General features: G+C 67.3%; 18 protein-coding genes, 1 tRNA gene and 1 pseudogene. 11 read left to right on the top strand and 9 right to left on the bottom strand.

All coding sequences use genetic code 11. The annotated features are described in order from the left end of the window. Positions 1-185 precede the first annotated feature (185 nt). Genes AC6IW9_RS21225 through AC6IW9_RS21195 form a run of 7 tightly spaced genes read left to right on the top strand, consistent with a single transcriptional unit; the run spans position 186 to position 6,618 of the window. Entirely contained in the window at positions 186-1,277 is a 1,092-nt protein-coding gene (locus AC6IW9_RS21225) for an NADH-quinone oxidoreductase subunit B family protein (RefSeq protein WP_497767055.1), read from the top strand. A gap of 9 nt (positions 1,278-1,286) precedes the next feature. Continuing rightward, on the top strand, positions 1,287-3,092 hold the full coding sequence (locus AC6IW9_RS21220) for a nickel-dependent hydrogenase large subunit (protein ID WP_497767052.1): 1,806 nt from the start codon (positions 1,287-1,289) through the stop codon (positions 3,090-3,092). Continuing rightward, on the top strand, positions 3,089-3,580 hold the full coding sequence (locus tag AC6IW9_RS21215; protein ID WP_497767050.1) for a NifU-related iron-sulfur-binding protein: 492 nt from the start codon (positions 3,089-3,091) through the stop codon (positions 3,578-3,580). The genes AC6IW9_RS21220 and AC6IW9_RS21215 overlap by 4 nt, the downstream gene beginning before the upstream one ends. A 3-nt stretch (positions 3,581-3,583) precedes the next feature. Continuing rightward, positions 3,584-4,195, top strand: a complete 612-nt coding sequence (locus AC6IW9_RS21210; RefSeq protein WP_497767047.1) for a DUF5947 family protein — start codon at positions 3,584-3,586, stop codon at positions 4,193-4,195. Then, entirely contained in the window at positions 4,188-4,838 is a 651-nt protein-coding gene (locus AC6IW9_RS21205; RefSeq protein ID WP_497767044.1) for a DUF6084 family protein, read from the top strand. Before AC6IW9_RS21210 ends, AC6IW9_RS21205 begins: the two co-directional genes overlap by 8 nt. Beyond that, complete coding sequence (locus tag AC6IW9_RS21200; protein WP_497767041.1) at positions 4,835-6,124, top strand: hypothetical protein; 1,290 nt, start codon at positions 4,835-4,837, stop codon at positions 6,122-6,124. The genes AC6IW9_RS21205 and AC6IW9_RS21200 overlap by 4 nt, the downstream gene beginning before the upstream one ends. Next, positions 6,121-6,618, top strand: coding sequence for a hydrogenase maturation protease (locus AC6IW9_RS21195; protein WP_497767038.1), 498 nt, complete (start codon positions 6,121-6,123; stop codon positions 6,616-6,618). Before AC6IW9_RS21200 ends, AC6IW9_RS21195 begins: the two co-directional genes overlap by 4 nt. Positions 6,619-6,819: 201 nt before the next feature. Here the strand turns inward: AC6IW9_RS21195 and rlmB are convergent, their stop codons facing one another. Both rlmB and AC6IW9_RS21185 read right to left on the bottom strand, forming a co-directional pair. Further along, positions 6,820-7,626 carry a 23S rRNA (guanosine(2251)-2'-O)-methyltransferase RlmB gene (rlmB, locus tag AC6IW9_RS21190; protein WP_497767035.1) on the bottom strand — a complete coding sequence of 269 codons (807 nt, stop codon included), beginning with the start codon at positions 7,624-7,626 and terminating at the stop codon, positions 6,820-6,822. Further along, positions 7,623-8,492: a 4-(cytidine 5'-diphospho)-2-C-methyl-D-erythritol kinase gene (locus AC6IW9_RS21185; protein WP_497767032.1), complete on the bottom strand. Its 870-nt coding sequence runs from the start codon at positions 8,490-8,492 to the stop codon at positions 7,623-7,625. Before AC6IW9_RS21185 ends, rlmB begins: the two co-directional genes overlap by 4 nt. Positions 8,493-8,835: 343 nt before the next feature. Here AC6IW9_RS21185 and def point away from each other — a divergent pair, with 343 nt between their 5' ends. Beyond that, positions 8,836-9,381, top strand: coding sequence for a peptide deformylase (def, locus tag AC6IW9_RS21180; protein ID WP_497767029.1), 546 nt, complete (start codon positions 8,836-8,838; stop codon positions 9,379-9,381). 8 nt (positions 9,382-9,389) lie between these two features. Then, positions 9,390-10,316, top strand: a complete 927-nt coding sequence (gene fmt, locus AC6IW9_RS21175; protein ID WP_497767026.1) for a methionyl-tRNA formyltransferase — start codon at positions 9,390-9,392, stop codon at positions 10,314-10,316. A 7-nt stretch (positions 10,317-10,323) separates the two neighbouring features. On the opposite strand, the gene AC6IW9_RS21170 is transcribed toward fmt, so the two are convergent. Beyond that, on the bottom strand, positions 10,324-12,771 hold the full coding sequence (locus AC6IW9_RS21170; RefSeq protein ID WP_497767024.1) for a TIGR02302 family protein: 2,448 nt from the start codon (positions 12,769-12,771) through the stop codon (positions 10,324-10,326). A 269-nt stretch (positions 12,772-13,040) separates the two neighbouring features. Here AC6IW9_RS21170 and AC6IW9_RS21165 point away from each other — a divergent pair, with 269 nt between their 5' ends. Then, positions 13,041-14,639 carry a L,D-transpeptidase family protein gene (locus AC6IW9_RS21165; protein ID WP_497767021.1) on the top strand — a complete coding sequence of 533 codons (1,599 nt, stop codon included), beginning with the start codon at positions 13,041-13,043 and terminating at the stop codon, positions 14,637-14,639. A gap of 63 nt (positions 14,640-14,702) precedes the next feature. Here AC6IW9_RS21165 and AC6IW9_RS21160 read toward each other — a convergent pair whose 3' ends face one another. The 6 genes and pseudogenes from AC6IW9_RS21160 to AC6IW9_RS21135 all read right to left on the bottom strand — a co-directional run bounded on the left by AC6IW9_RS21160 (position 14,703) and on the right by AC6IW9_RS21135 (position 21,367). Then, complete coding sequence (locus tag AC6IW9_RS21160) at positions 14,703-17,186, bottom strand: TonB-dependent siderophore receptor (protein ID WP_497767018.1); 2,484 nt, start codon at positions 17,184-17,186, stop codon at positions 14,703-14,705. Between the two features lie 122 nt (positions 17,187-17,308). Further along, positions 17,309-18,277: a FecR family protein gene (locus AC6IW9_RS21155; protein WP_497767016.1), complete on the bottom strand. Its 969-nt coding sequence runs from the start codon at positions 18,275-18,277 to the stop codon at positions 17,309-17,311. 15 nt (positions 18,278-18,292) lie between these two features. After that, positions 18,293-18,871 carry a sigma-70 family RNA polymerase sigma factor gene (locus AC6IW9_RS21150; RefSeq protein WP_497767013.1) on the bottom strand — a complete coding sequence of 193 codons (579 nt, stop codon included), beginning with the start codon at positions 18,869-18,871 and terminating at the stop codon, positions 18,293-18,295. Positions 18,872-20,049: 1,178 nt separating this feature from the next. Then, positions 20,050-20,325: a hypothetical protein gene (locus AC6IW9_RS21145; protein WP_497772599.1), complete on the bottom strand. Its 276-nt coding sequence runs from the start codon at positions 20,323-20,325 to the stop codon at positions 20,050-20,052. A 254-nt stretch (positions 20,326-20,579) separates the two neighbouring features. Then, positions 20,580-21,104 (bottom strand): annotated as a pseudogene (locus tag AC6IW9_RS21140) (tyrosine-type recombinase/integrase); the annotation flags it as partial. A 187-nt stretch (positions 21,105-21,291) separates the two neighbouring features. Continuing rightward, a tRNA-Thr gene (locus AC6IW9_RS21135) sits at positions 21,292-21,367 on the bottom strand. 162 nt (positions 21,368-21,529) lie between these two features. Between AC6IW9_RS21135 and AC6IW9_RS21130 the strand changes: the two genes are divergently transcribed. Beyond that, positions 21,530-22,645, top strand: a complete 1,116-nt coding sequence (locus AC6IW9_RS21130) for an ISAs1 family transposase (RefSeq protein WP_497767011.1) — start codon at positions 21,530-21,532, stop codon at positions 22,643-22,645. Positions 22,646-22,676: the final 31 nt, after the last annotated feature.

Here is a 22,676-nt window from a genome sequence, read left to right as displayed (position 1 = left end):
CGCGTTTTAGAAAATGGCGAAATCGAGCCTAGACGAGGGCGCGGCGCCCGCAATTTCGCAATTCCACTTATGCGAGCAGGCGGGAGCGCCGGCCGCGCCGCCGCCCGAGCCCGGGGATGCGGTCGGATCAGGAACTAAAACCGCAACGCCGCGTTTGGTTCCTTTGTCGAATGGCGGAGGCGAGCATGGCCGATACGGCTCGGGACGCGGCCCCTTATGGACGCTCCACTCAACATGTTCCGAACATCGAAGAGGTTCATATTCTGTGGATCACCGCGGGCCTCTCCTGCGACGGCGACACGGTCTCGATCACGGCGGCGAGCGAGCCCAGCATCGAGGACATTCTTCTCGGCGCCGTGCCCGGCCTGCCGAAAGTCCACCTGCACAACGCCGTTCTCGCTTACGAGGTCGGCGACGACTTCATGAAATTCTTCCACCAGGCGGCGCGCGGCGAGATCGAGAACTTCCTGCTCGTCGTCGAAGGCTCCATTCCCAACGAGCATCTGAGCGGCGAAGGCTATTGGGCGGCGGTCGGCACGGATCCGGAGACCGGCCAGCCGATCAGGACGACAGAGTGGATCGATCGCCTCGCGAACAAGGCGCTCGGCGTGATCGCGGCGGGAACCTGCGCGACCTATGGCGGCGTGCACGGAATGAAAGGCAATCCGACGGGCTGCATGGGCCTCGCCGATTATCTCGGCTGGCATTGGCAGTCGAAGGCCGGACTGCCGATCGTCAATGTTCCCGGCTGTCCGGTGCAGCCGGACAATTTCATGGAGACGCTGCTCTATGTGCTGCGTCAGCTCGCCGGGCTCGCGCCGATGATACCGCTCGACGAGGAATTGCGGCCGAAATGGCTGTTCGGCATGACCGTGCATCAGGGCTGCGACCGCGCCGCATTCTATGAGCAGGCCGATTTCGCGCATGAATACGGCTCGCGCAAATGCCTCGTCAAAATCGGCTGCTGGGGGCCGGTGGTCCAGTGCAACGTGCCCAAGCGCGGCTGGATCGCCGGCGTCGGCGGCTGTCCCAATGTCGGCGGCATCTGCATCGGCTGCACCATGCCGGGCTTTCCCGACAAGCTCATGCCCTTCATGGACGAGCCGCCCGGCGCGCGCATCTCCTCCACTCTCGTCACGCCTTACGGATTTCTCATCCGCAATCTTCGCCGCCTCACCAACTCCACGCTCAGCAAGGAGCCCAAATGGCGGCACAACGAGGCGGAGCGCACCACCGGCTATCATCCGGACAAGCCCGAGGAAGTCTACCCGCTCTAGGAGAACGAGATGGATGACAAAGCGCGCCCCGTGGACGACGAGCGGAAGACGTCTCCCAATCTCGTCGAGATGAACTGGGATCCGATCACCCGCATCGTCGGCAGCCTCGGCATCTTCACCAAGATCGACTTCGACAACCGCAGCGTCGCCGAATGCCACAGCACGTCGTCGATCTTTCGCGGCTACAGCGTGTTCCTGAAGGGCAAGGATCCGCGCGACGCGCATTTCATCACGAGCCGCATCTGCGGCATCTGCGGCGACAATCACGCGACCTGCTCGGTCTATGCGCAGAACATGGCTTATGGAATCAAGCCGCCGCCGCTCGCGGACTGGATCATCAATCTCGGCGAGGCCGCCGAATATATGTTCGACCACAATATCTTTCAGGACAATCTCGTCGGCGTCGATTTCTGTGAGCAGATGGTGAAGGAGACCAATCCGAGCGTCTGGGCCAAGGCGCAGTCGACGCCGGCGCCGCACGCCGCCGAGCACGGCTATCGCACCATCGCCGACATCATGACGGCGCTCAACCCGTTCACCGGCGAGTTCTATCGCGAGACCCTGCATGTCTCGCGCTACACGCGCGAAATGTTCAGCCTGATGGAGGGGCGCCATGTGCATCCCTCGACGCTCTATGCGGGCGGCGTCGGCACGACGCCCTCGGTGCAGCTCTTCACCGACTATCTGGTGCGACTCGTCAAATATGCCGAGTTCATGAAGAAATGCGTGCCGCTGCACGACGATCTGTTCGACTTCTTCTACGAGGCGCTGCCCGGCTACGAGGAGGTCGGCCGCAGGCGCATCCTGCTCGGATGCTGGGGCGCCTTCCAGGATCCGGACAAATGCGATTATCGCTACGAGACGATGACGGACTGGGGCCGCGCCATGTTCGTCACGCCCGGCGTCATCGTCGACGGCAAATTGGTGACGACCGATCTCGTCGACATCAATCTCAACATCCGCATCCTGCTCGGCGCGAGCTTCTATGACGATTGGCAGAGCCGCGAGACCTTCGTCGCCACCGATCCGCTCGGCAATCCGGTCGATCAGCGCCACCCCTGGAATCAGACGACGATACCGCGGCCGCAGAAGCGCAATTTCGACGGCAATTATTCCTGGGTGATGTGCCCGCGCTGGTACGACAAGCGCACCGGCGATCATCTCGCGCTCGACACCGGCGGCGGCGCGCTGGCGCGGCTGTGGTCGACCGCGCTCGCCGGTCTCGTCGACGTCGGCTATGTCAAATCGACCGGCGACAGCGTCAAGATCTATCTCCCCAAGACCGCGCTGCGTCCCGAGCGCGAGTTCGAATGGAAGATTCCGAAGTGGAGCAACGCCATCGAGCGGAACCGCGCCCGCACTTATTTCCAGGCCTATTGCGCGGCGCTCGCCTATCACTTCATCGACAAGGCGCTCGCCGAAGTGCAGGCTGGACGCACCCGTACATGGACGGAATTCGCCGTTCCGGACGAGGCGATCGGCTGCGGCTTCCACGAGGCGGTGCGCGGCGTCCTCTCGCACCATCTCGTCATCCGCGACGGCAGGATCGCCAATTATCATCCCTATCCGCCGACGCCCTGGAACGCCACCCCGCGCGACGACTACGGCACGCCGGGACCTTATGAGGATGCGGTGCAGAATACGCCTTTGTTCGAGGAGAACGGCCGCGACAAGTTCAAGGGCATCGACATCATGCGCACGGTGCGCAGCTTCGATCCCTGCCTGCCTTGCGGCGTGCATATGTATCTCGGCGGCGGCCGGACGCTCGAAACCATTCACTCGCCGATGTTCGGCGCGCCGCGGGAGCGATCATGAGCGACGCGCTCGCCGATTGCCTGAGCCGGATGGAGCGCCTGATCGAGGCCTTGGAAGAGATGCGCGACGAGCGCGCCCGCACGCTCGCGCGCACGCTGCTCGACGCCTGCCTCGATCTGCACGGGCTCGCGCTGGCGCGCATGCTGACCATTGCGTCGAGCGGCGCCGAAGGCGGACGGCTGCTCGCGGAGTTCACGGCCGACGAATATGTCGCGGCCGCGCTGCTGTTGCACGGGCTGCATCCAGACGAGCCGGAGACGCGCTTGCGGCGCGCGATCGCGAGCCTGAGCGAGACGTGGGGCGCCCAAATCGAGCTGCTGGACGTCTCACCCGCACTCGCCCGTGTCCGCGTGAGACTGAGCGAAGAGAATGTGGATCGCGCCGAGGCGCGTCGAGAGATCGAGCGGGCGCTGACCGAGGCCGCTCCCGATCTCGACAATATCGTCATCGAGGATCGCGCGAGCGCCGCGCCGAGCCTCGCGGAGTGAGCCATGAGCAACGGCTGGGCATCCAGAATGCGCCGCTTTATCGCCGACGACGGCCGCACCGAACGCTGCGAGCTCTGCGCGGCGGCGCTCGACCCCGTTCACCGGCATGTGATGGATCTATCCACTCGCCGCATTCTCTGCGCTTGCGAATCCTGCATTCGCGCCGCGGCGGCCGGAGGTCCGCTTCGCGTCATCGTTCCCACGACGGTCGCGCTCACGGATTTCACGCTTTCCGACGATCTCTGGGCGCGGCTGCAGATTCCGATCGGCCTCGCCTTTTTGCTCGAGAGCGGCGAGCATCGGCGTCCGCTCGCCGTCTATCCGAGTCCCGTGGGTGGAATAGAATCCGTGCTGGGCGAGGACGCCTGGTCGGCGCTCGCCGCGGCCAATCCGGTCCTGTTCGACATGACGCCCGACGTCGAGGCGCTGCTCGTCGATCGCCGCGACGCACGCCGCTATTTTCGCGTCTCCATCGATCGCTGCTATGCGCTGATCGGCCTCGTGCGCGCGCGTTGGGACGGTCTCTCGGGCGGCGCCGCGCTGTGGGACGAGGTCGAGCGCTTCGTCGTTTCGCTGAGCGAAGCGCCGGAGCAGGGGACATTCGCCCATGGTTGACCTCTCCTTCGAGGTGAGCGGCGTCGAGGCGGAGCCTTTCTCGATCTCTCCGCTGCTGATCTTCCGTCTGCGCCTGGCCAACGCGACGCCGCGCGCGCGCATTCGCAATGTGCTGCTGAGCTGCCAGATCCGAATCGAACCGACGCGCCGCGCCTACTTGGCCCGGGAGAAGGAGCGCCTCGTCGATTTGTTCGGCGCGCCGGAGCAATGGGCGCGATCGCTGCGCAGCTTCGTCTTCGCCCATGCGAGCGTCGCCGTTCCCGCCTTCGCCGAGGAGACGACTGTGCGGCTCCCGATCGCCTGCACGCGCGACATCGCCGTGGCGAGCGCCAGATATTTCGGCGCGCTCGCCGAGGGCGCGGCGCCGCTCGCCTTTCTGTTCAGCGGTTCGGTGTTCTATGCGGAGGAGAGCGGCGCCTTGCAGATCGCGCAGATCCCTTGGTCGAAGGAGGAGTCGTTCGACCTGCCGGTCGCGACCCTGCAGCGGCTGATGGCGGCGCATTACGGCGAGGGCGACTGGATTCGTCTCGGCGCCGCGACGCTCGAGCGGCTGCGCCACTATCAGCGGCGCGCGGGATTGCTCGGCGAGGAGGACGCCGTCGCGCGCCTTCTCGACGAGGTGACGACGGAGGCCGCGCCATGAATATCGACCGCGTGAAGCCGATCGCCGACGCCGTTCTCTATGAAGGCTACATCCTCTATCCCTATCGTCCGTCGGCGACGAAGAATCGCCGACGCTGGATGTTCGGCGAGCTGCATCCCAAGGAGGCGCTCCGCCATGGCGGCGAAGCCTCGTCCATGCGCGCGGAAGTGCTGATCGAAGGCGGCGCGGCGGCCGAGATCGACATTGCGTTGCGGTTTCTTCAAAACCGCTGGCGGGACGTCGGCGAGCTCGCCGCCCCCGCCGCCGAGCTCGACGCGATCGCGCATTATCGTCCGACGGATTCGCTCCTCGTGGATGGCGAACGGTTCGTCTCCTACGAGGAAGCGGTCGAGCGGCGCGTCGACATCGAAAATGCGGCGCTCGCGGAGCTTCTCGGACAAGCGCGGCGCCTGCGCTTTTCCTTTCCGGCGGAGCGCGAGCTCGAGCCCATTCGTTCGCGCTCCGGCGAGATCGTCGCGGTGATCGCGCGCAGCAGCGAGGCGGTGGCAGGCGAGATCACCCTGTCCGCCGCAAAGCTCGACGGCGATCTCGTCTGCGCGAGCGTCGAGATCGAGAATCTGTCGGCGCTGCCGGGCGCAGATGCGCGCGAGGACGCGCGAGCGCATGCGTTCCTCTCCACGCACATGATCTTCGGCGTGCGCGGCGGCGCTTTCGTGTCGCTGCTCGATCCACCGGCGCGCTTTCGCGCCGCGGCGGACGGCTGCGTCAATCGCGGGCTGTGGCCGACGCTCGTCGGCGAGGCCGGCCGCAGAGACGCGATGCTCGCCTCGCCGATCATCCTCTATGATTATCCGCAGATCGCGCCCGAGAGCCGTAACTCTTTCTTCGACGGCGCGGAGATCGACGAATTGCTGACGCTGCGCGTGCGCACGCTCTCGGAGGACGAGAAGCGCGAGATGGCCGCCGCCGATCCGCGCACGCGCGAGATCTTGCAGCGATGCGAGACCATGACGCAGGACGATCTCGACGCGCTGCACGGCGCCTTTCGGCCGCTGGGCGAGCCGGGCGCCGGTCTTTTTTCGCCCTTTGCCGTCGGCGAGCGCGTGCGCATCGCGCCGAAGGCGGGCGGCGACATCATGGACATCGCGCTGCGCGGCAAGGTCGCGGTGATCGAAGCGATCGAGCGCGATCTCGAAGGGCGAGCCCATGTCGCCGTGACGCTCGTCGACGATCCCGGCGCCGATCTCGGCGCATCGGGCTTTCCCGGCCATCGCTTCTTCTTCTCGCCGCAGGAGCTGGAGCCGCTCGAGGGAGGCGCGCCGTGACGCGCATTCTCGTCGCCGGAATCGGCAACATATTTCGCGGCGACGACGGTTTCGGCGTGGAGGTCGCGCGCACGCTCACGCGCAGCGATCTCACGCTCGGGGCGGATGTCGTCGACTTCGGCATTCGCGGCGTCGATCTCGCCTTCGCGCTGACCGACGGCTACGACATAGCGATCCTCGTCGACGCGGCGCCGCGCGGCGAGGAGCCGGGGACCTTGTCCGTCGTCGAGCCGCAAATCGACGAGGATGATGACTCCATCGCTTCGGCGCATGATCTCGATCCGGCCGCCGTGCTGCGGAGCGTCGCGCGAATGGGCGGACGCGCTCCGCGCATTCTGCTCGTCGCCTGCGAGCCGCTGACGCTCGGCGGAGAGGACGGCGCGATGGCGCTCAGCGATCCTGTCGCGGCGGCGGTGGAGCCGGCGGCGCGCCTCGTCGAATGTCTCGTCGCTTCGCTGCGCGAGACCGATTGCACGGAAAGGAGCATCCAATGAGCGGAGGAAGCATCTTCGGACTCGTCGTCCTCGGCCTCGTCCTGCTGCTGATCGCGACGAACATCAGGGACCTCTGGCGCTACATCAAAATGACGATGATGTGACGAGACGCCCGGCGTCATCGCGAGGAGCGCAGCGACAAAGCGATCCATGAGTCGCTCCGCGGCTCTGGGGCTGTTTCGTTCGCAATGACAGCGGCGCTCAGCGCAGGCGCAGATGCAGCGTCGTGAGCGCGACCGCGCAGGCGTTCGAGACATTGAGGCTCTTGATCGCCCCCGGCATGTCGAGCCGCGCGAGCGCGTCGCAGCGTTCGCGCGTCAGCCGGCGCAGTCCCTTGCCCTCGGCGCCGAGCACGAGCGCGAGAGGCTTTTGCACAGCAGTCTCGTCGAGCGGCGCCGGCGCCTCGGAATCGAGGCCGACGACGAAATAGCCGCTCTGCGACAGCTCCTGCAGCGCGCGCGCGAGATTGACGACGGAGACGATCGTCACATGTTCGAGCGCCCCCGACGCCGCCTTGGCGAGCACGCCGGTCAAGTCGGGGCTGTGGCGTTCGGTGACGATCAGCGCGTCGACGGCGAAGGCGGCGGCCGTGCGCAGAATGGCGCCGACATTGTGCGGATCGGTCACCTGATCGAGGACGAGGACGAGTCCGCTGTTCGATTCGATGTCGGCGATCTCGGCCTCGGGCAGCGGCCGCGCCTCGAGCAACAGTCCCTGATGCACGCTCTCGTCGCCGAGCCGGCTCGCGAGCGCGCGCGGCTCGACGATCTGCGGCTCGAGGCCCGCCTCGGCGGCGAGCGACGCGATGCGCTCCCCGGCGGCGGGCGTCGCATAGAGGGTCAGCAATTTGCGCCGCCGCGCGCGCAAGGCTTCGCGCACGGCATGGGCGCCGTAGAGAACGACGACGTCGGGCGAGGGACGGCGGAAGGGTTCCGCCGGCGCGTCGCGCGGCCCGCGACGCTCTTGTCTCGCGCCCTTATGCGGAGCGCCGCCGCCGGCGTGCTTCATCGCAGGAGCGCCGTCTTCACCCACCAGGAGGGATTCTGGCGGGCGATCGTCGCGGCGGCGCAGGCCGCCGCATAGCGCGTCGAGAAGATCGCGAAGCAGGTCGCGCCGGAGCCCGACATGCGCGCGAGCCGGCAGCCGCGCGCGGCCGAGAGCACGGCGAGCGCATGGACGATCACCGGCGCCTCGACGCAGGCGGCGTCCTCCATGTCGTTGCGGCCTTTGCGCAGGGCGGCGAGCAGCGCGTCGGCGTCGAGGCCGGGCGCGATAGCGGGATGCGCCCCGGCGCCGCCGGTCCGCTCGCCGGGCGCGAGGCCGAGGCGCTTGAAAACGGCCGCCGTCGCCACCGGCGCGCCGGGATTGAGCAGAACCGCCGGCAATGGCGGGAGGCGGAGCGTCTCGCCGACGGCCTCGCCGGCGCCGCGCATGAAGCGCGCGCGGGGGACGAGGCAGACGGGCACATCGGAGCCGGCAGCGCGCGCCGCCTCTCTGACGCGTGGATCGTCGCCGGAAAGGCCGTTGGCCGCGGCGAGCAGGCGCAGCGCCGCGGCGGCGTCCGAGGAGCCGCCGCCGATCCCCGCCGCGACCGGCAGATATTTGGTGAGCCGAAAGGCGCCGAGCCCGAGGTCGGGGACGCGCTCGGCGAGCCGTCGCGCCGCGCGCAGCACGAGATTATCCGCTCCGTCGCCCGCGGCGGCGGCTGTCGGCCCGCCGACTTCGAGCGTGAGCCCCGGCCCCGGCGCGAGGCGCAGGACGTCGCCGCCGCCGGAGAAGGCGACGAGGCTCTCGAGCTCGTGATAGCCGTCGGTCCGGCGGCCGAGAATGTGAAGCGTGAGATTGATCTTCGCAGGGGCGCGCGTCGCCAGCATCGGAGCGGCTGTCCATCCTTTTTCGGCGGGGCGGACGATTTCGCACCTTTGTTATTGGCAAACAAATAGTTGCGCGCCGTCGCTCGGGGCATGTTAGGCGCTTTGCGCGGGCGCGACAATCGCTCTTTCCGAGAATGTCCCGGCGAGCCGCCGCCGTCGTGCGGCGGACATTCTGCATTGGATTCCAGCGCGATCGAAGCTCGGAAAGATCCTGCGGTGAAGCCCACGGCCCGCTACCATCGCCCGCGGAATGGGAATATGCTCTCGCCCAGCCCCGCGTCGTTTGACGAAGCGCGCGCGCAATCCTATCTCGACGGCAGACGCCAACCGATCAGGCGAAGAAATGGCCATTCGTCCCATCATCACACTGCCCGATCCGCGCCTGCGGCTCGTCTCCGAGCCGGTGACGGAGGTCGACGCGGAGATCCAGCAGCTCCTCGACGATATGCTGGAGACCATGTACGACGCGCCGGGCGTCGGTCTGGCGGCGATCCAGGTCGCGGTCGCCAAGCGCGTCGTCGTCGCCGACGCCTCGCGCGGCGACGAGCCGAAAAGTCCGATGTTCTTCATCAATCCTCAGATCGTCTGGACGTCGGCGGAGCTGAGCGTCTATCAGGAGGGCTGCCTCTCGGTTCCCGAATATTTCGAGGATGTCGAGCGTCCGGCGCGCGTGCGCGTGCGCTTCCTCGACCGCGCGGGCGAGACGTGCGAGATCGAGGCCGACGGTCTGCTCGCCACCGTGCTGCAGCATGAGATCGACCATCTCGAGGGCGGCCTCTTCATCGACCATCTCTCGCGGCTGAAGCGCGAGCGCGTCGTCAAGAAATTCGCCAAGGCCGCGGCGCGGGAGCGCGCGCATCCGCCGGTCGCGGACAAGGTCGAGGCGTAATCCGCGTCATGCGCGTTGTCTTCATGGGCACGCCCGATTTCGCCGCGCCATTGCTCAAGAAAATCGTCGCCGACGGGCACGAGGTCGCCGCCGTCTACACGCGCGCGCCGGCGCCGGCCGGGCGCGGCATGGCGCTGAAGCCCTCGCCGGTCCACCGGCTCGCGGAGCGCCTCTCGCTCCCCGTCTTCACGCCGAAGAGCTTTCGCGACGAGGAGACGCTGCGCGCCTTCGCCGCCCATGACGCCGATGTCGCGGTGGTGGCGGCCTATGGGCTCATCCTGCCGCAGTTCGCGCTCGACGCGCCGCGCTTCGGCTGTCTCAATCTGCACGGCTCGCTGCTGCCGCGCTGGCGCGGCGCGGCGCCTATTCAGCGCGCGGTGATGGCGGGCGACGCCGAGACCGGCGTGATGGTGATGAAAATGGAGGCCGGGCTCGACACCGGCCCCGTCGCGGCGACGGCGCGCGTGCCGATCGGTCCCGAGACGACGAGCGGCGAGCTGCATGACACGCTCTCCGCCGCCGGCGCCGAGCTGATGACAAAGGCGCTGCGCGCGCTGGAGCGCGGCGAGCTGCGCTTCACGCCGCAGGCGGAGGAGGGCGTCGTCTACGCCCAGAAGATCGACAAGAGCGAGGGGCGGATCGATTGGCGCCGGCCGGCCCGTGCGCTTCACGACCTCGTCCGGGGCCTTTCCCCTTTTCCCGGCGCTTTCTTCGAGGCCGATCTCGGCCATGGCGTCGAGCGCGTGAGAGTCTCGCGCACGAAGATCGAGGACGGGGAGGGCGCGCCCGGCGAAGCGCTCGACGATCGCGGCCTCATCGCCTGCGGCGAGGGCGCGCTGCGGCTCGTCGAGGCGCAGCGCGGCGGCAAGGCGCCCATGCCGATCGAGGAATTTTTGCGCGGGCGCCCGCTGCCTCGGGGAAAAGCGCTCGCATAGAGGAGCCTCAGCGCTTCAGCAGCCGCTCGAAATAATCGAGCTCCTCGGAGGGACGCTCGGGCTGGCCGAGGCGGCGGCGCAGCTCCTCCTGCACGCGGCGGGCGCGCACGGCGGGCGGCAGGCCGAGCGGATCGAGCCGGGCGCGCGAATCCTGGGCGCGGCGGCGCCCGCTCGGGCGGCCGAGCGGGTCCGAATCCTCGCCCTGGCCGAGCCCGGCGCGGCGACCGCGCGACGGGCCGCTCTCTCCGTCCTCCCCCTCGCCCTGCATTCGCGCCGCGAGCTGATCGGCGCCGCGCCGCAGCGCCTGCAGCGCCCGGCCCTGCGCGTCGACGGCGCGGCCCTGGCCGTCCCCGGGCGCGCCGAGCGCCTGCTCGGCCTCCTTCATCGCATGTTCGGCGTCCGAAAAATCCTGCGGCGCCGGCTCGCCCGAGCGCCGCAGCCGCTCCTGCTCGCGCTCCAGCCGCTCGCGCAATGCGCGCTGCCGGCTGCGCGCCTCGCCGTCGGCCGAGGGCCGCCCCTTGCCGCCCCTGCGCTCCGCGCCGCGGCTCGTGTCGTCGCGCAATTGCTGCTGCTCGCGCGTCAGTTTGTCGATCTCGTCGAGGGCGCGGCTCATCGCCTGCGCGCGCGGATCGGGACGCCCGGCCTGCGCCGGCTGCAGATTTTCGAGCACATCCTGCAACTCGTCGAGCAGCCGCTGCGCCTCGGCGAGGTCGCCCGCCCGCTCCGCTTTCTCGATCTCGTTCAGCATGGATTGCAGCTCGTCCTGGCCGATCGCGCGAGCGGACTGCGCGTCCTGGTCCATGGCCTGCGGCGGCGCGCCTTCGGCGTTCTTTTGAAGTCCGTTCAGAAACGCCTGCATGGCGCTGCGCAGCCGCTCGGTGAGGCGGGCGATCTCCTCCTCGCCGGCGCCGCGCGCCAGCGCCTCGCGCAGCTCCTGCTGCGCCGCGCGCAGCTCGCGTTCGGCCTCGCCGGCGTCGCCCTCCTCGAGGCTCAGCGCCATCGCCCACAGAAGATCGGCGACTTCGCGCAGAGCGTCGTCGTCATGGGCGCGCTCGAGCCCGCTCTTGGCGGCGTCGAGGCCCAGATAGACGGAAGAGGGCGTTTCGAACAGAGCGGCGCCGAGCTTCAGCGCGTCGAGCGCGACGAGCGCGCGCGAGGCGTGATCCGGGTCGAGTGCGATATTGCGCCGCTGCTCGGCGAGCGCGCGCGCGAGCGGCCGCGTGAAGCGGCGCTGCGGCAGCACAGTCTCGACCGGCGCCGAGACGCCTTCATTCCCGCCTTCGTCATGAGCGACGAGGCGGAGTAGGACGCGGGCGCCGGCCCAAGGATGATCCGAGACGTCCACCGTCGCCTTCGCCTCGCCGAGGCCGGCGGGGGAGGGCGGCAGAGCCAGCGGCAGACGTGGCGGCGGATAGAGGGAGCGGGGCTGTCGCCCGGCGGCGGGCGGAAGCGCGGCGGTCGCCTCGGCGGAGACGACGCCGTAATCGTCATCCGTGCGGTAGGAGAGCGTCAGGGAGCCGCGCGACGAGCCGCGCGGGGGATCGATGAGCGCGATGGTCGGCGGCCGGTCGGGGATGACGGCGATTTCGACGGGGCCGCCGCCGCGCAGCGACAGGCTGGCGTCGCCGACCAGCTTGAACGTTTCCTCGCGTTCGCCCGAGCCCGGCCGCGCCGCCGTCTGCGGCAGGGGCGAAAGGCCGGCGCTCGCCGAGTCGACCCCACGGCCGCCGAAACTGCGCACGACGAGCGTGGAATTGATCGGCGCGGCGATGCGCGCGTCGGCGCTGCGCGGCAGCACGACGGGCGACCGGCCCGTATAGGCGGGCGGATCGAGCCAGGCGTCGACCCTGGCGCCGTTCGCGCCGGCGCCGGCCGCATCCCAGTCGAAGGCCGCGAGGAGGCGCGCCGTCCGATCCGGGCCGGCGGCGACGGCGGCGGCGATGGCGGCGACCAGGGCCGCGGCGCGCAGCGCCAGCGGATCGATTCGCGCGAGGCCGGGGTCCGGCCGGGCGACCGGGAGCGCGGCGAGCTTCTGCTCGAGGCGCCGGCGATGCAGGTCCCAGAGCGCGCGCGTCGCGGCGTCGCAGCGCTCGTCGGCGAGGCTGTCCTCGAGCGAGGAGGCGAGCCGATGCTCGGCGCCGGGGGAGGCGTCCAACCGGGCCAGCGCCTGCGAGCGCCATGGGGGGCCGAGCGCCGCCTCGCGCAGAAGGATCCACAGCGCCGCCGCGATGAAGGCGGCGACGCCGGCCATGCGCGGATATGGGCCGAGCTCCAGCCACAGCCCGGAAAAGGACAGAGCCAGGAAGAAGAGCAGTAGGGTGAGGCTGGCCGCTGCGACGCGTGCGGCCCGTTCGGCCGCGATGGCGGCGAGCGACCGTCGGACCAGGCGCTCCAGCGCCGGCGAGGCGGACTGCGCCTCCTGCCCGCGGGGTTGGGCTCCACGGCGAAACACCATGAGTTCGTCCTTCGCTCTATAGGGCGCGGCCCGGGGAGCACATCTAGCGCATCGCGCAGCGGCGCGCAGGTCGTCGGCGACTCTACGCCCATTCGACGAATTCGCGAAATTCGCGGGCGTTGGTCTCGAAACGGAACGGCATCACGCCCTTCCAGCGGAATTCGCTTCGAAATCTTTAACCAAGACATGCGATGCCTCGATCGTTCGCGCCTGCGGCGGAGCGAGTTCGAGCGTTAAGCCGAAAGTCTGGCTTTCGGAGACTTCGGATCATGTCGAGAGTGTGTGCCGTGGTGCGTCATCGCAGGGTGGGCGCTTGCGTTCTGTCTGGTCTCGCCGCGGCCTTGGCCGCGTCGGCCGCCTGTCTCGAGACGACGGGGCCGGCGCTGGCGTTCGGCGAATATTCGGCGCTGGAGGCTGTTCAGCCTCCGCCTGCGGCGGCTCCGCGAAAGGCGCGCCGGCGCGCGGCCAAGCCCGCCCATGAATCGAAGCGCATCGAGGCGCCCAACCCGGATCGTCCGCTCTTCGCGGTCATCTCGATCGGCAATCAGAGCATCTCGATCTACAATCACCGAGGTCTCGTCGAGCGCTCCATGGTTTCGACCGGCGTGCCGGGCCATCCGACGCCCGAAGGCGTCTTCACCATCATCGGCCGCGAGCGCTTCCATCGTTCGAATCTCTACGCCGGCGCGCCCATGCCCTTCATGCAGCGCGTCACCTGGTCGGGGGTCGCGATGCATCTGGGCGTCGTGCCCGGACATCCGGCTTCGCACGGCTGCATCCGCCTGCCCGCAGGCTTTGCGGCGAAGCTCTGGGGCCTGACGCGCATCGGCGAGCGCGTCGTCATCTCGCCGCACGAGGTGAGACCGACCGAAATCTCTCATCCGGCGCTGCCCTCGCCGAAGATGCAGATCGAAGCCGAGGCGGAGAAGCCGGCCTCCGACGCCGCCGAACCCGCATTGCTCGATCCGCGCAAATTCGCCGACAAGCTCATCGCCAAGGCCGCCGCCGAGTCCGCCGCCGCCGCCAAAGCCGCCAGGGACGCCGACGCCGCCATCGCTGCTGCGCGGCAGGAGACCGCGCGCGCGGCGGCGGATCTGAAGGCCGCGGAAACGGCGCGCGCCGCGGCGAAGGCCAAGGCCGAGGCGGCGGCCAAGAGCTTCGAGGCGGCGCGTGTCGCGGCCGAGCGGCCCGCGGTCGCAGCCGCGAGCCCCGAGGCCGCGCCGGTGAGCGACGGCAAGGCCGAGGCCGCCGAGGCGGCGGCCGCCGCCGCCGCGAACGCCGCGGAGGCCGCGCTCGCCGACGCGACGGCGAAGCTCGACGCGGCCAAGGCCGCCTCGACCCTGAAAGCCGCGGAATTCGCCGACGCGGTGCAGCGCGCCAAGGAGGCGACTCTGGCCCTCTCCGCCGCGGCCAAGGCGGAGAAGGACGCGCGGCTGCGCGCCGCGCCGATCTCGGTTCTCGTCAGCAAGAAGGACCGCAAGATCTATGTGCGCCAGGGTCTGACGCCCCTATTCGACGCGCCGGCGACCATTCGCGATCCGGAGATGCCGCTCGGCTCGCATCTCTTCATCGCCACCGCGGCGAAAAACGACGGCAAGGACCTCGAGTGGTCGGTGGTGTCGCTGCCGGCGCGTTATGCCGAAGCGCGCGGCGAGCGGCGCAAGAAGGGGCTGGTCGAAGAGCGTTCCGTGTCGCGCGGCCCGGCCTCGGGCCCGGCCGAGGCGCTGGATCGCGTAGAGATCTCCCAGGACGTCCGCGACCGCATCGCGGAGCGCCTGTGGCTCGGCGGCTCGCTGATCGTCTCCGATCAGCCGCCGAGCGTCGAGACGGGCGCCGTCGGTACGGATCTCACGGTGAAGCTGCGCTAGCGGCGCCGACAATCCATTCGCCGCCGAGGACGCCGGCAGCCGCGCCGATGCGCATCGCCCGCGTCACCATCGGTAGCGCACCGAGCCGATGACGGTCATCGGCACGCCGAGCTCGCAGGTGAAGCGCGTGAAGCAGGCCTGATACCGGCGATCGAAGATATTGGCCGCATTCACCGTGAAGGAAACGCCTGCGAGCTCCGGCGATAGACGGCCCAGATCGTACCGTATGGCGGCGTCGAACAGCGTGTAGGCTCTGTTCTCGAAGCGCGGCCCCTCGTCGGGAAAGTAAATTGCGTTGGTGTTCCATGCATAGTTCGAGCCGATATGGCGGACGCCGCCCCCGACGCTCACTCCGCCGAAGACCGTGTCGCCTGGAAGATCATAGTCGACCCAGAGCGACCCCATATGCCTCGGAACCTGAGCCGGCGTCTCGCCGGCGCTGCCGTCCAGCGCCTCGATGATCTTTGCGACGGTGTAGGTATAGGCGCCGTGCAGTTTGATGCTGTCGGTGAGATGAGCATTGGCCTCGAATTCGAGGCCGCGCACTTTGATCGCGCCTCTCTGGGTCGAGTAGACCTCGCCTCCCTGCAGCTGGCCGGTGGTGGCGACATTGCGCTTGGTCAGGTCGTAAGCCGCGAAGGCGAGCAGGGTCCTCTCGCCGACCGGCTGAAATTTGACGCCGGCCTCATATTGCTCGCCGATCGTCGGCTTGAAGAGCTCGCCGGTCACGGAGTCGCGGCCGCTGCTCGGAAGAAAGGACTTGGCGTAGCTGAAATAAGGGGCGAGCCCATTGTCGGCGAGATAGGTCAGCCCCGAGCGCCAGGAGAAGGCGCTGTCGCGCGTCTTGTCGCTCGCGTCCTCGCCATAGGAGAAGCCCGTGAGCCGGCTCGCGGCCCAGTCGAACCGGCCGCCGAGCGTCAAGACCCAGCGCTCGTCGATCTTCATCTGGTCCTGCAAATAGAGACCATAATTGTGGCTGATGGATGTGGTGTCGGCGTCGACATTCAATGCGGGATTGTAACGGCTGTAGTCGGGCGCGAAGATGAAGAACGGGATCGCGTCGTCGAAATTCGACAGGAACCGGACGCGATCCCTGAGGCGCTGATAATCGAATCCGAGCAGGATCATGTGCTCCGCCGGACCCGTGGTCAGCTGCTTCTGCAGATTGTTGTCGAGCACGAAATCATTGCGCTCCTCGCTGAAGCCGAAAGGGTAGACATAGGTGAGTCCGTCGATCGGCGGCGCGGCCATGTCGGATTGCGCCAGCGACTTGTAATCATAATCCATGAAGGAATAGCGGAATCTCTGGCGGAAGGTCAGGCTCGAATCGAACTTGTGCTCGAAGGCGTAGCCGATGAAATGCTGCTTGTAGCTGTAATCGTCCGCCCCTGGGCGATCGAGACGGATGCGGGTGGCGAAGCGCTCGGGCGTCACATAGACCGCGGCTTGGCCGGCGTCGTCGGCGAGCGCGCTGCCGAGAATGGTGAGGGACGTCTCCGGCGTGATGTTCCAGGTGATCGCCGGTGCGACATAGAGACGATTGTCGGGGATGCTCGGCCCGGACGAATAGTCGACGGCGGCGTTCGCATTGCGATAGAGGAAAGTGAGACGATAGAGCAGCGTCCCCTGATCGTCGAGCGGTCCCGTGATGTCGCCCGCAATGTTCTTGCGGTCGTAAGTTCCATATTGGAACTCCAGTTCGCCGGCGCTCTGCGCCTGCGGCCGCTTGGTGATGCGATTGACGAGGCCGCCGGGGTCGCTCTGGCCGTAGAGCGCCGAGTTCGGTCCGCGCAGAACATCGTAGCGATCGAAGCCGTAAGGCTCGTAACGATAGTTCACCGGACTGACCAGATTGTCGACATAGCTGCCGCCGAACGCGCTCGTGAACCCGCGGATCATGTAGAAAGGATTCCACTGATCGAGATTGGCGCCGAAGGGCTGGGCGAAGACGCCGGGCGAGTAGAGCAACGCCATCGAATCCGTCACCGCCTTGCGCGCATCGAGTTCTCCGCGGGTGATGATCGAAATGGATTGCGGGACTTCCGCCAGCGGCGTGTCGGTCTTGGACCCCGTGAGCGTTCGCTTCTCCACAAAGCCGTAGTTCGGCGCATAGAGGCCGCCGCCGGCGCTGCCGCCGATATCGATGACCGGCAATGCTTCGGCGCCGTCCGGACCGGCGGGAATCGTCGCTTGCGGAAGACGTTCGATCGTCAGCGTCTTCGCACTGCTGAAGCGGTAGGCGAGGCCGGTTCCGGCCAGCAGCCGGTCCAGCGCCTGCGGGAGGGTGAACGAGCCTCGAAGAGGCGGCGCGATGCGGCCCTGCGACAGCGCCGCTCCATAGGCGAGCTTCGATCCGCTCTGCCGGGCGAAGGCGGCGAGCGCCGATGCGAGCGGCTGCTGTGGAATATCGAAGCGGACGACGTCGAGCCGTTCTCCCGGCGCCGGGACGTCTTGTGCATATGCGCCTGCCGCCGGCGACAGGACCGAGGCGATCGCGGTCGTTGCGAATAGCAGCCCCAAAGGGCGGGCCTGCTCGAAAATTCGCATGGATTTGCTCCCGGTCGGATGCGTTGCCGAGGGAGCCGGGCGAGCCGCGTTTCCGTCCCTCGGAGAGTTAGACCGGCCGCAGCGAAAACTCCTCAATCGATCTCGACGGAAATCTGCAAAATTTATTCGGAGATCACGGTCAGATAGGGGGAGAAGCGGCGGATCGTCACGGGAAGTCCCGCCGCGAGCGCGTCGAGTGACGCAGCCGGCGTTCTCAGATCGAGCACGGCGTTGACGCGCAGGGCGGCGACGCCGCGTCCGCGAACGACGATCCAGCCGGCGTGATAGGCTCTGAACGCCGCGACGACGTCCTCGAGCCGTTCGTCCTCGGCGATATAGAGCCCCGAACGCCAGGCCGTGACGGCCGAGGCGTCGATCGGCCGGACTGCGCCGACGCCGCCCTCCCGGTCGATGACGATCATCTGGCCCTCGCCGAGCTCGACAGGCGCCGGCGCAGACGCGATGCGGGACGCGACCAGAACGGCATGCTCCGCGACGGCGACGGCGACGCCGTCCGATGCGAGGCTGGAGTCGATGTCGAAGGCGGTCCCGAGCGCCTTCACCGTGGCGTTGCGCGTCTCGACCTCGAAGGGCCGCGCCCGGTCGGGCGAGACCTCGAAGAACGCCTCGCCTCTCAGCAGACGGATGCGCCGCGCCGTCCGCGTGAAGTCGACGCCGATGGCCGATCGGGCGTTCAATGTCACATGCGATCCGTCGGCGAGCGCGACGGTCCGCGTCTCGCCGAGGCCGGTCGCATGATCCGCGGGCTCTTCACGAGTAGCCCATAGGCCGCTCCCCGCGGCGGCGAGGCCGATCGCGCCGGCGATCACGGCGCGCCGGGTCGGATCGGGCTCGCCTGGCCCCGGCTTCACCACGCCCGACTCGTCATCGAAATGAAGGTTCGACGAGTCCGCCCACAGCGCCTCGGCTTCGCGCGCGGCCGCCTCGTGGTCGGGACTCGTTGCGCGCCAGGCCTCGAAATTCCGGCGGACGGACGAGGTTGCCTCGCCGGAGTAGAGCTTCACGAGCCAGAGCAGGGCTTGGTCGGAAATCTCGGCCGGCGGCCGGGGACGGGACGGGTTCTCGTTCACGATCGTCCTCGATGGTCACGGAGCGGGATCGCGCCTCTCTCCTCTCGACTCGATGCGCACATGCGATCCTCGATCGGCCGGGAAAGAATCGTCCTCCCGGAGCCGATCCCGGCAATGCCTGAGCGCGCGCATCATGTGCTTCTCGACCATGCTCACCGAAATTCCGAGCCGCGCGGCGATCTCCGAATGTCGTCGTCCCTCGACTTTGTTCATGACGAAAGTCGATCGGCAACTCGGCGGAAGCTCGTTCAAGGCGATGGCGATGCGCGCCAGGCGCCGCCGTCGCTCGAGATTCGCGAGCGGATCGTCGCCGGAGGCGACATCCGACAAATCCTCGACGTCGACGCGATAGGACCATTCCGTTCGCTGCCGCACGGCGAAATCGATCGCCGCATTGCGCGCGGCCGTGAAGAGATAGGCCTTGGGATCGTCGATCGCTCCGGCCTGTGCGCTCCGGCCGGCGAAACGCATATAGGCGTCCTGGGCGATGTCTTCGCCATTGTCTCGGCTGCCGACGAGACGGGTCACGAAGCGCACGAGCTCGCCATGGTGAAGACGAAACAGCTCCGCGAGAAGTCGAGCGATCGTGGACATGGGAACCGCCATACCGAAAAGAGCGGCTCTTCGACACGACCGAGCAGCGCCGTCCTGGCGCGCTCATGGAGGCCGAGGAGCATTTCTTCGAAGATGAGCAACCGTTCCTGCTCGACGAGGGGCCGTTTCCGGGGAAGGAGGTCGGACGGCGTCTGTGAGGCGGTCTTGTCATTCTTCGGGCGTTCGACGACTGCCCCCTTGCATTGGCGAGAGACGTCGAAAAATCGATCTCGTTCCTCCACACGCTGCAAGTCATGCGCGACGGCCCGAGCCTGTTCGGGCTCTCGTGACGTGGCGGCCGACGAGGTTCCTCCAAGGGCGCGCCTCGTTCAACTCGGAGTTGTTGCGCGTGAACAAGAGCCGACGAAGAGGCAGATCATCCTCCGCAATTGTTATCGCCCTAAAATTTTACACGCAAATCAATTAGTTTGTATTCATTCTAAGCTCGAGCTCACCCTCGTTGCGGGAAGTCGCGCAGACGTATCGTGTTCTCGCCGAGAGGCCGAACGCCGTCACACCGCGCGGATTTTCGTCCCCGTGGCGACTCCGAAGCCGACGCCACGCCTCCGTTCCGTCATCGCCTATGGTAAATATTTGATTTTATTGGTGCGCAAGAGGGCGTCGAAATAACAATCTAAGGTGTTGTTCGATCTACGCTTTTCTGAAAGACGGCTTTTTTGCCACCCCCAGAAATACCCCCAAATCGCAGCGCTGCCCCTCTCGGCCGTCCCGACGCTTCCAGCGGGGTGACGCTTGCCGGCTCGGCCGATCATCGTCGGGCTGTTCGGCCGCGCTCAATCCGGCGCAGCAGTCGCAGCACTTCGGCTTCCGTTTCGGCGTCGCTCCCGATTCGCCCTCATTCGATCGTCGCGCGCGCGAAGCGTATCATACCGGCGGCGGTTCGGCCTGATGGCGTTCGATCGGCAACAACAGGCTCGGCCGCGCCACTGGGGCGAACCATGCGCGGGGCTCGCGGCGATCGGCAAGCGCCTCGGCCGGTCGACAGGCTCGACGGGCGGGAGGGCGAGCGCAACACGCCAGCGTGGGAAGCGCGTAGCAATATTCCAATCTCCCGCCCGCCCGTCGTCGCTTCGATATGAATCCCAGATTGTTGACGAGCCAATTCCCAAGCCCGGCGTCTGCCAGAGGATGGCCGACTCGCATGTCGCGGACGAATGTCAGATATCGGTTCCGCACAACGCTTTTGTCGGCCGTCGAACACGGTTCTCGTCATAGTCGTAGCCGCCGATCCATGCTTCCGACCAATCATGCGCGAGTTCGCGCCCTTCGTCGGAACCGTCCGTTTCTTCACAGACGGCGCAAATCCCGGCAATCCAATCATACATATCGATATTGTTGTCGTGGGGAGCCGCCGCAGGATTTCGACGGCCTGCCGAGGCAGGGGAGCGCGATGCTCGCGGCGCATCTTCGTCCGCTCGGCCGGAATCGTCCACACGGCCGCCTCGAGGTCGAATTCCGTCCAGCGGGCGAGCCGCAGCTCGCCAGGGCGGGGCGCCAGGAGCGCCAAGAGCTTCAGCGCCTCTCTGGTGGTCGGCTGGCCGTCGAAGCCGTCCACGGCCCGCAGAAGTCCGCCAAGCGCCTTCCGATCGGTTATGGCGGGCCGAGCGGTCACCATGGGGCGGGTGAGAGCGCCCTTCAGCGCTCCCGTGGGGTCGTTCTCGGCCCGAGCCGAGGCGATGGCGTAGCGGAACACCGCGCCGATGGTCGATCGCAGCCGATTCGCCGTCTCGTGGACGCCGCGGGCCTCGGCCTTTCTCAGGACGGTTAAAACCTCGGCGGCGGTAATCTCGCGAATCGGCCGCTCGCCGATCGCGTCCTTGGCGAGGCCGAGAAGCCACTCGACCTTGCCGAGCGTGGTCGGCGCTCGGCTTTCGCGCTTCAGCTTGGCAACGTATTCATCGGCGACCAGGGCGAAGGTGTCGCGAACGGCTTCGACGGCCGCGCGCTTGGCTTGCTGCTTCACCTGCGAAGGGTCGACTCCGGCGGCGAGAAGCCCCCTCGCGTCGTCGCGGGCCTCGCGCGCCATCTTGATTGAGACCTCGGGGTATCACCCAATCGAAAGCAGCTTCTCCTTACCCCCGACGCGGTATTTGAGACGCCAGAGACGGGAGCCGTTCGGATTGACGAGCAAATGCAAGCCCTGGCCGTCCGCCAGCTTGTAGGGGCGTTGCTGCGGCTTGCTGTTCTTGACACTGGAGTCGGTCAGGGACACGGGGGTATCTCTTAAAGGGGTATCGGCGAATACCCCTGATTTTACCCCCAAATGTTTCGGCTTCAACCGGACCTTGCCGGAACCGAAGGCTTCCGAGTAGCATGATTAAGATGCTGATGTTTCAATAGCAAAGTAGCCCGGGCTGGACTGCCTCGGGCTACTTCGGAACTCTTCGAAAGAAGGGTAGTGGTGCCGCAAGAGGGATTCGAACCCCCGACCCCATCATTACGAATGATGTGCTCTACCAGCTGAGCTATTGCGGCAGGATAGCCTCGGGCCGATCCTAGCGGCGCTTCTCTTAGCCGCGCCGACGATCGATTTCAAGCCGCTGTCCACGCCCGCAGGGCAATCGCTCGAACTGGAGGGGAGTTTCGGCGCGGGAATTGCCGTGATTCATAGAGGGCCTCGACTCACTGAGGCCTTCGATGTCCAAGACCAGTCTTCTCGACCATTTTTCCGCCCTCGAGGACCCGCGCCAAGCGTGGAAGGTCGTCTACCCGTTGCCGGAAATCCTGCTGATCGTCCTGTGCGGGACGATGGCCGGGGCCGAGGATTTCTGCGAGATCGAGCGCTGGGCCAGGCAAAAGCTCGACTTTCTGCGGCGTCTCCTGCCCTTCGCGAAGGGCGTCCCCTCCCATGACGCGCTCAACGACGTGATGAACGCCCTGCCGGCCTCGCTCTTTGCCGAATGCTTCACCAATCGGGTCGAGAGCCTGCGCGAGAAGGAGCCCGACATTGTGGCGATCGACGGCAAGACCTCGCGCCGCGCGCATGGCAAGGACGGCTCGCCGCTGCATCTGGTCTCCGCCTGGGCCTCGCGCCAGCGCCTCGTGCTCGGTCAAGAGGCGGTCGACAAGAAGAGCAACGAGATCGTCGCCATTCCGCTGCTGCTCGACCGCCTGGAACCGAAGGGCGCGCTCGTCACTATCGACGCCATGGGATGTCAGCGCGAGATCGCCGAGAAAATCCGCGCCGAGGGAGCCGACTATCTGCTCGCCCTGAAGGACAATTGGCCGACGCTCGCCGAGGACGTGCGCTTCTATTTCGAGCGCGAGCGGGAAGCCTGCGACATTCACGAGACGACCGACGGCGATCATGGGCGCATCGAGGTTCGCCGTCATTATGTGTCTCACACGGTCGACTGGCTCTCGACCGACCGCCGCTTTCCCGGCGAGCCGCGCTTTCCGGCGCTCGCCATGATCGGCATGATCGAGGCGACGGTGGAGCGGGATGGAAAGACGAGCGTGGCGCGCCGTTACTATCTCTCCTCGGCGCTATTGTCCGCCGAGCAGTTCGCCCACGCGGCCCGGGCCCACTGGAGTGTAGAGAACGGTCTCCACTGGGTGCTCGACGTCGTGTTCCATGACGACCTGATGCGTCTTCGCACCGAGAACGGGCCCGCCAACATGGCGACGATCAGGCATGCCGCTCTCAACCTCATCAAGGACATCCCCGATAAGGCCAGCCTCAAAATCAAAAAGAAAACAGCCGCCTGGAACGATGATTACCTCTTCCGAGCCATAACCCAGCCGTGGCGATGAGTTTCAAGCGATTCCCCTGGTCCGGTTTCTT

This window comes from Methylosinus sp. shoA (assembly GCF_059718125.1).
This window is presented reverse-complemented; position numbering and strand designations above follow the sequence as displayed.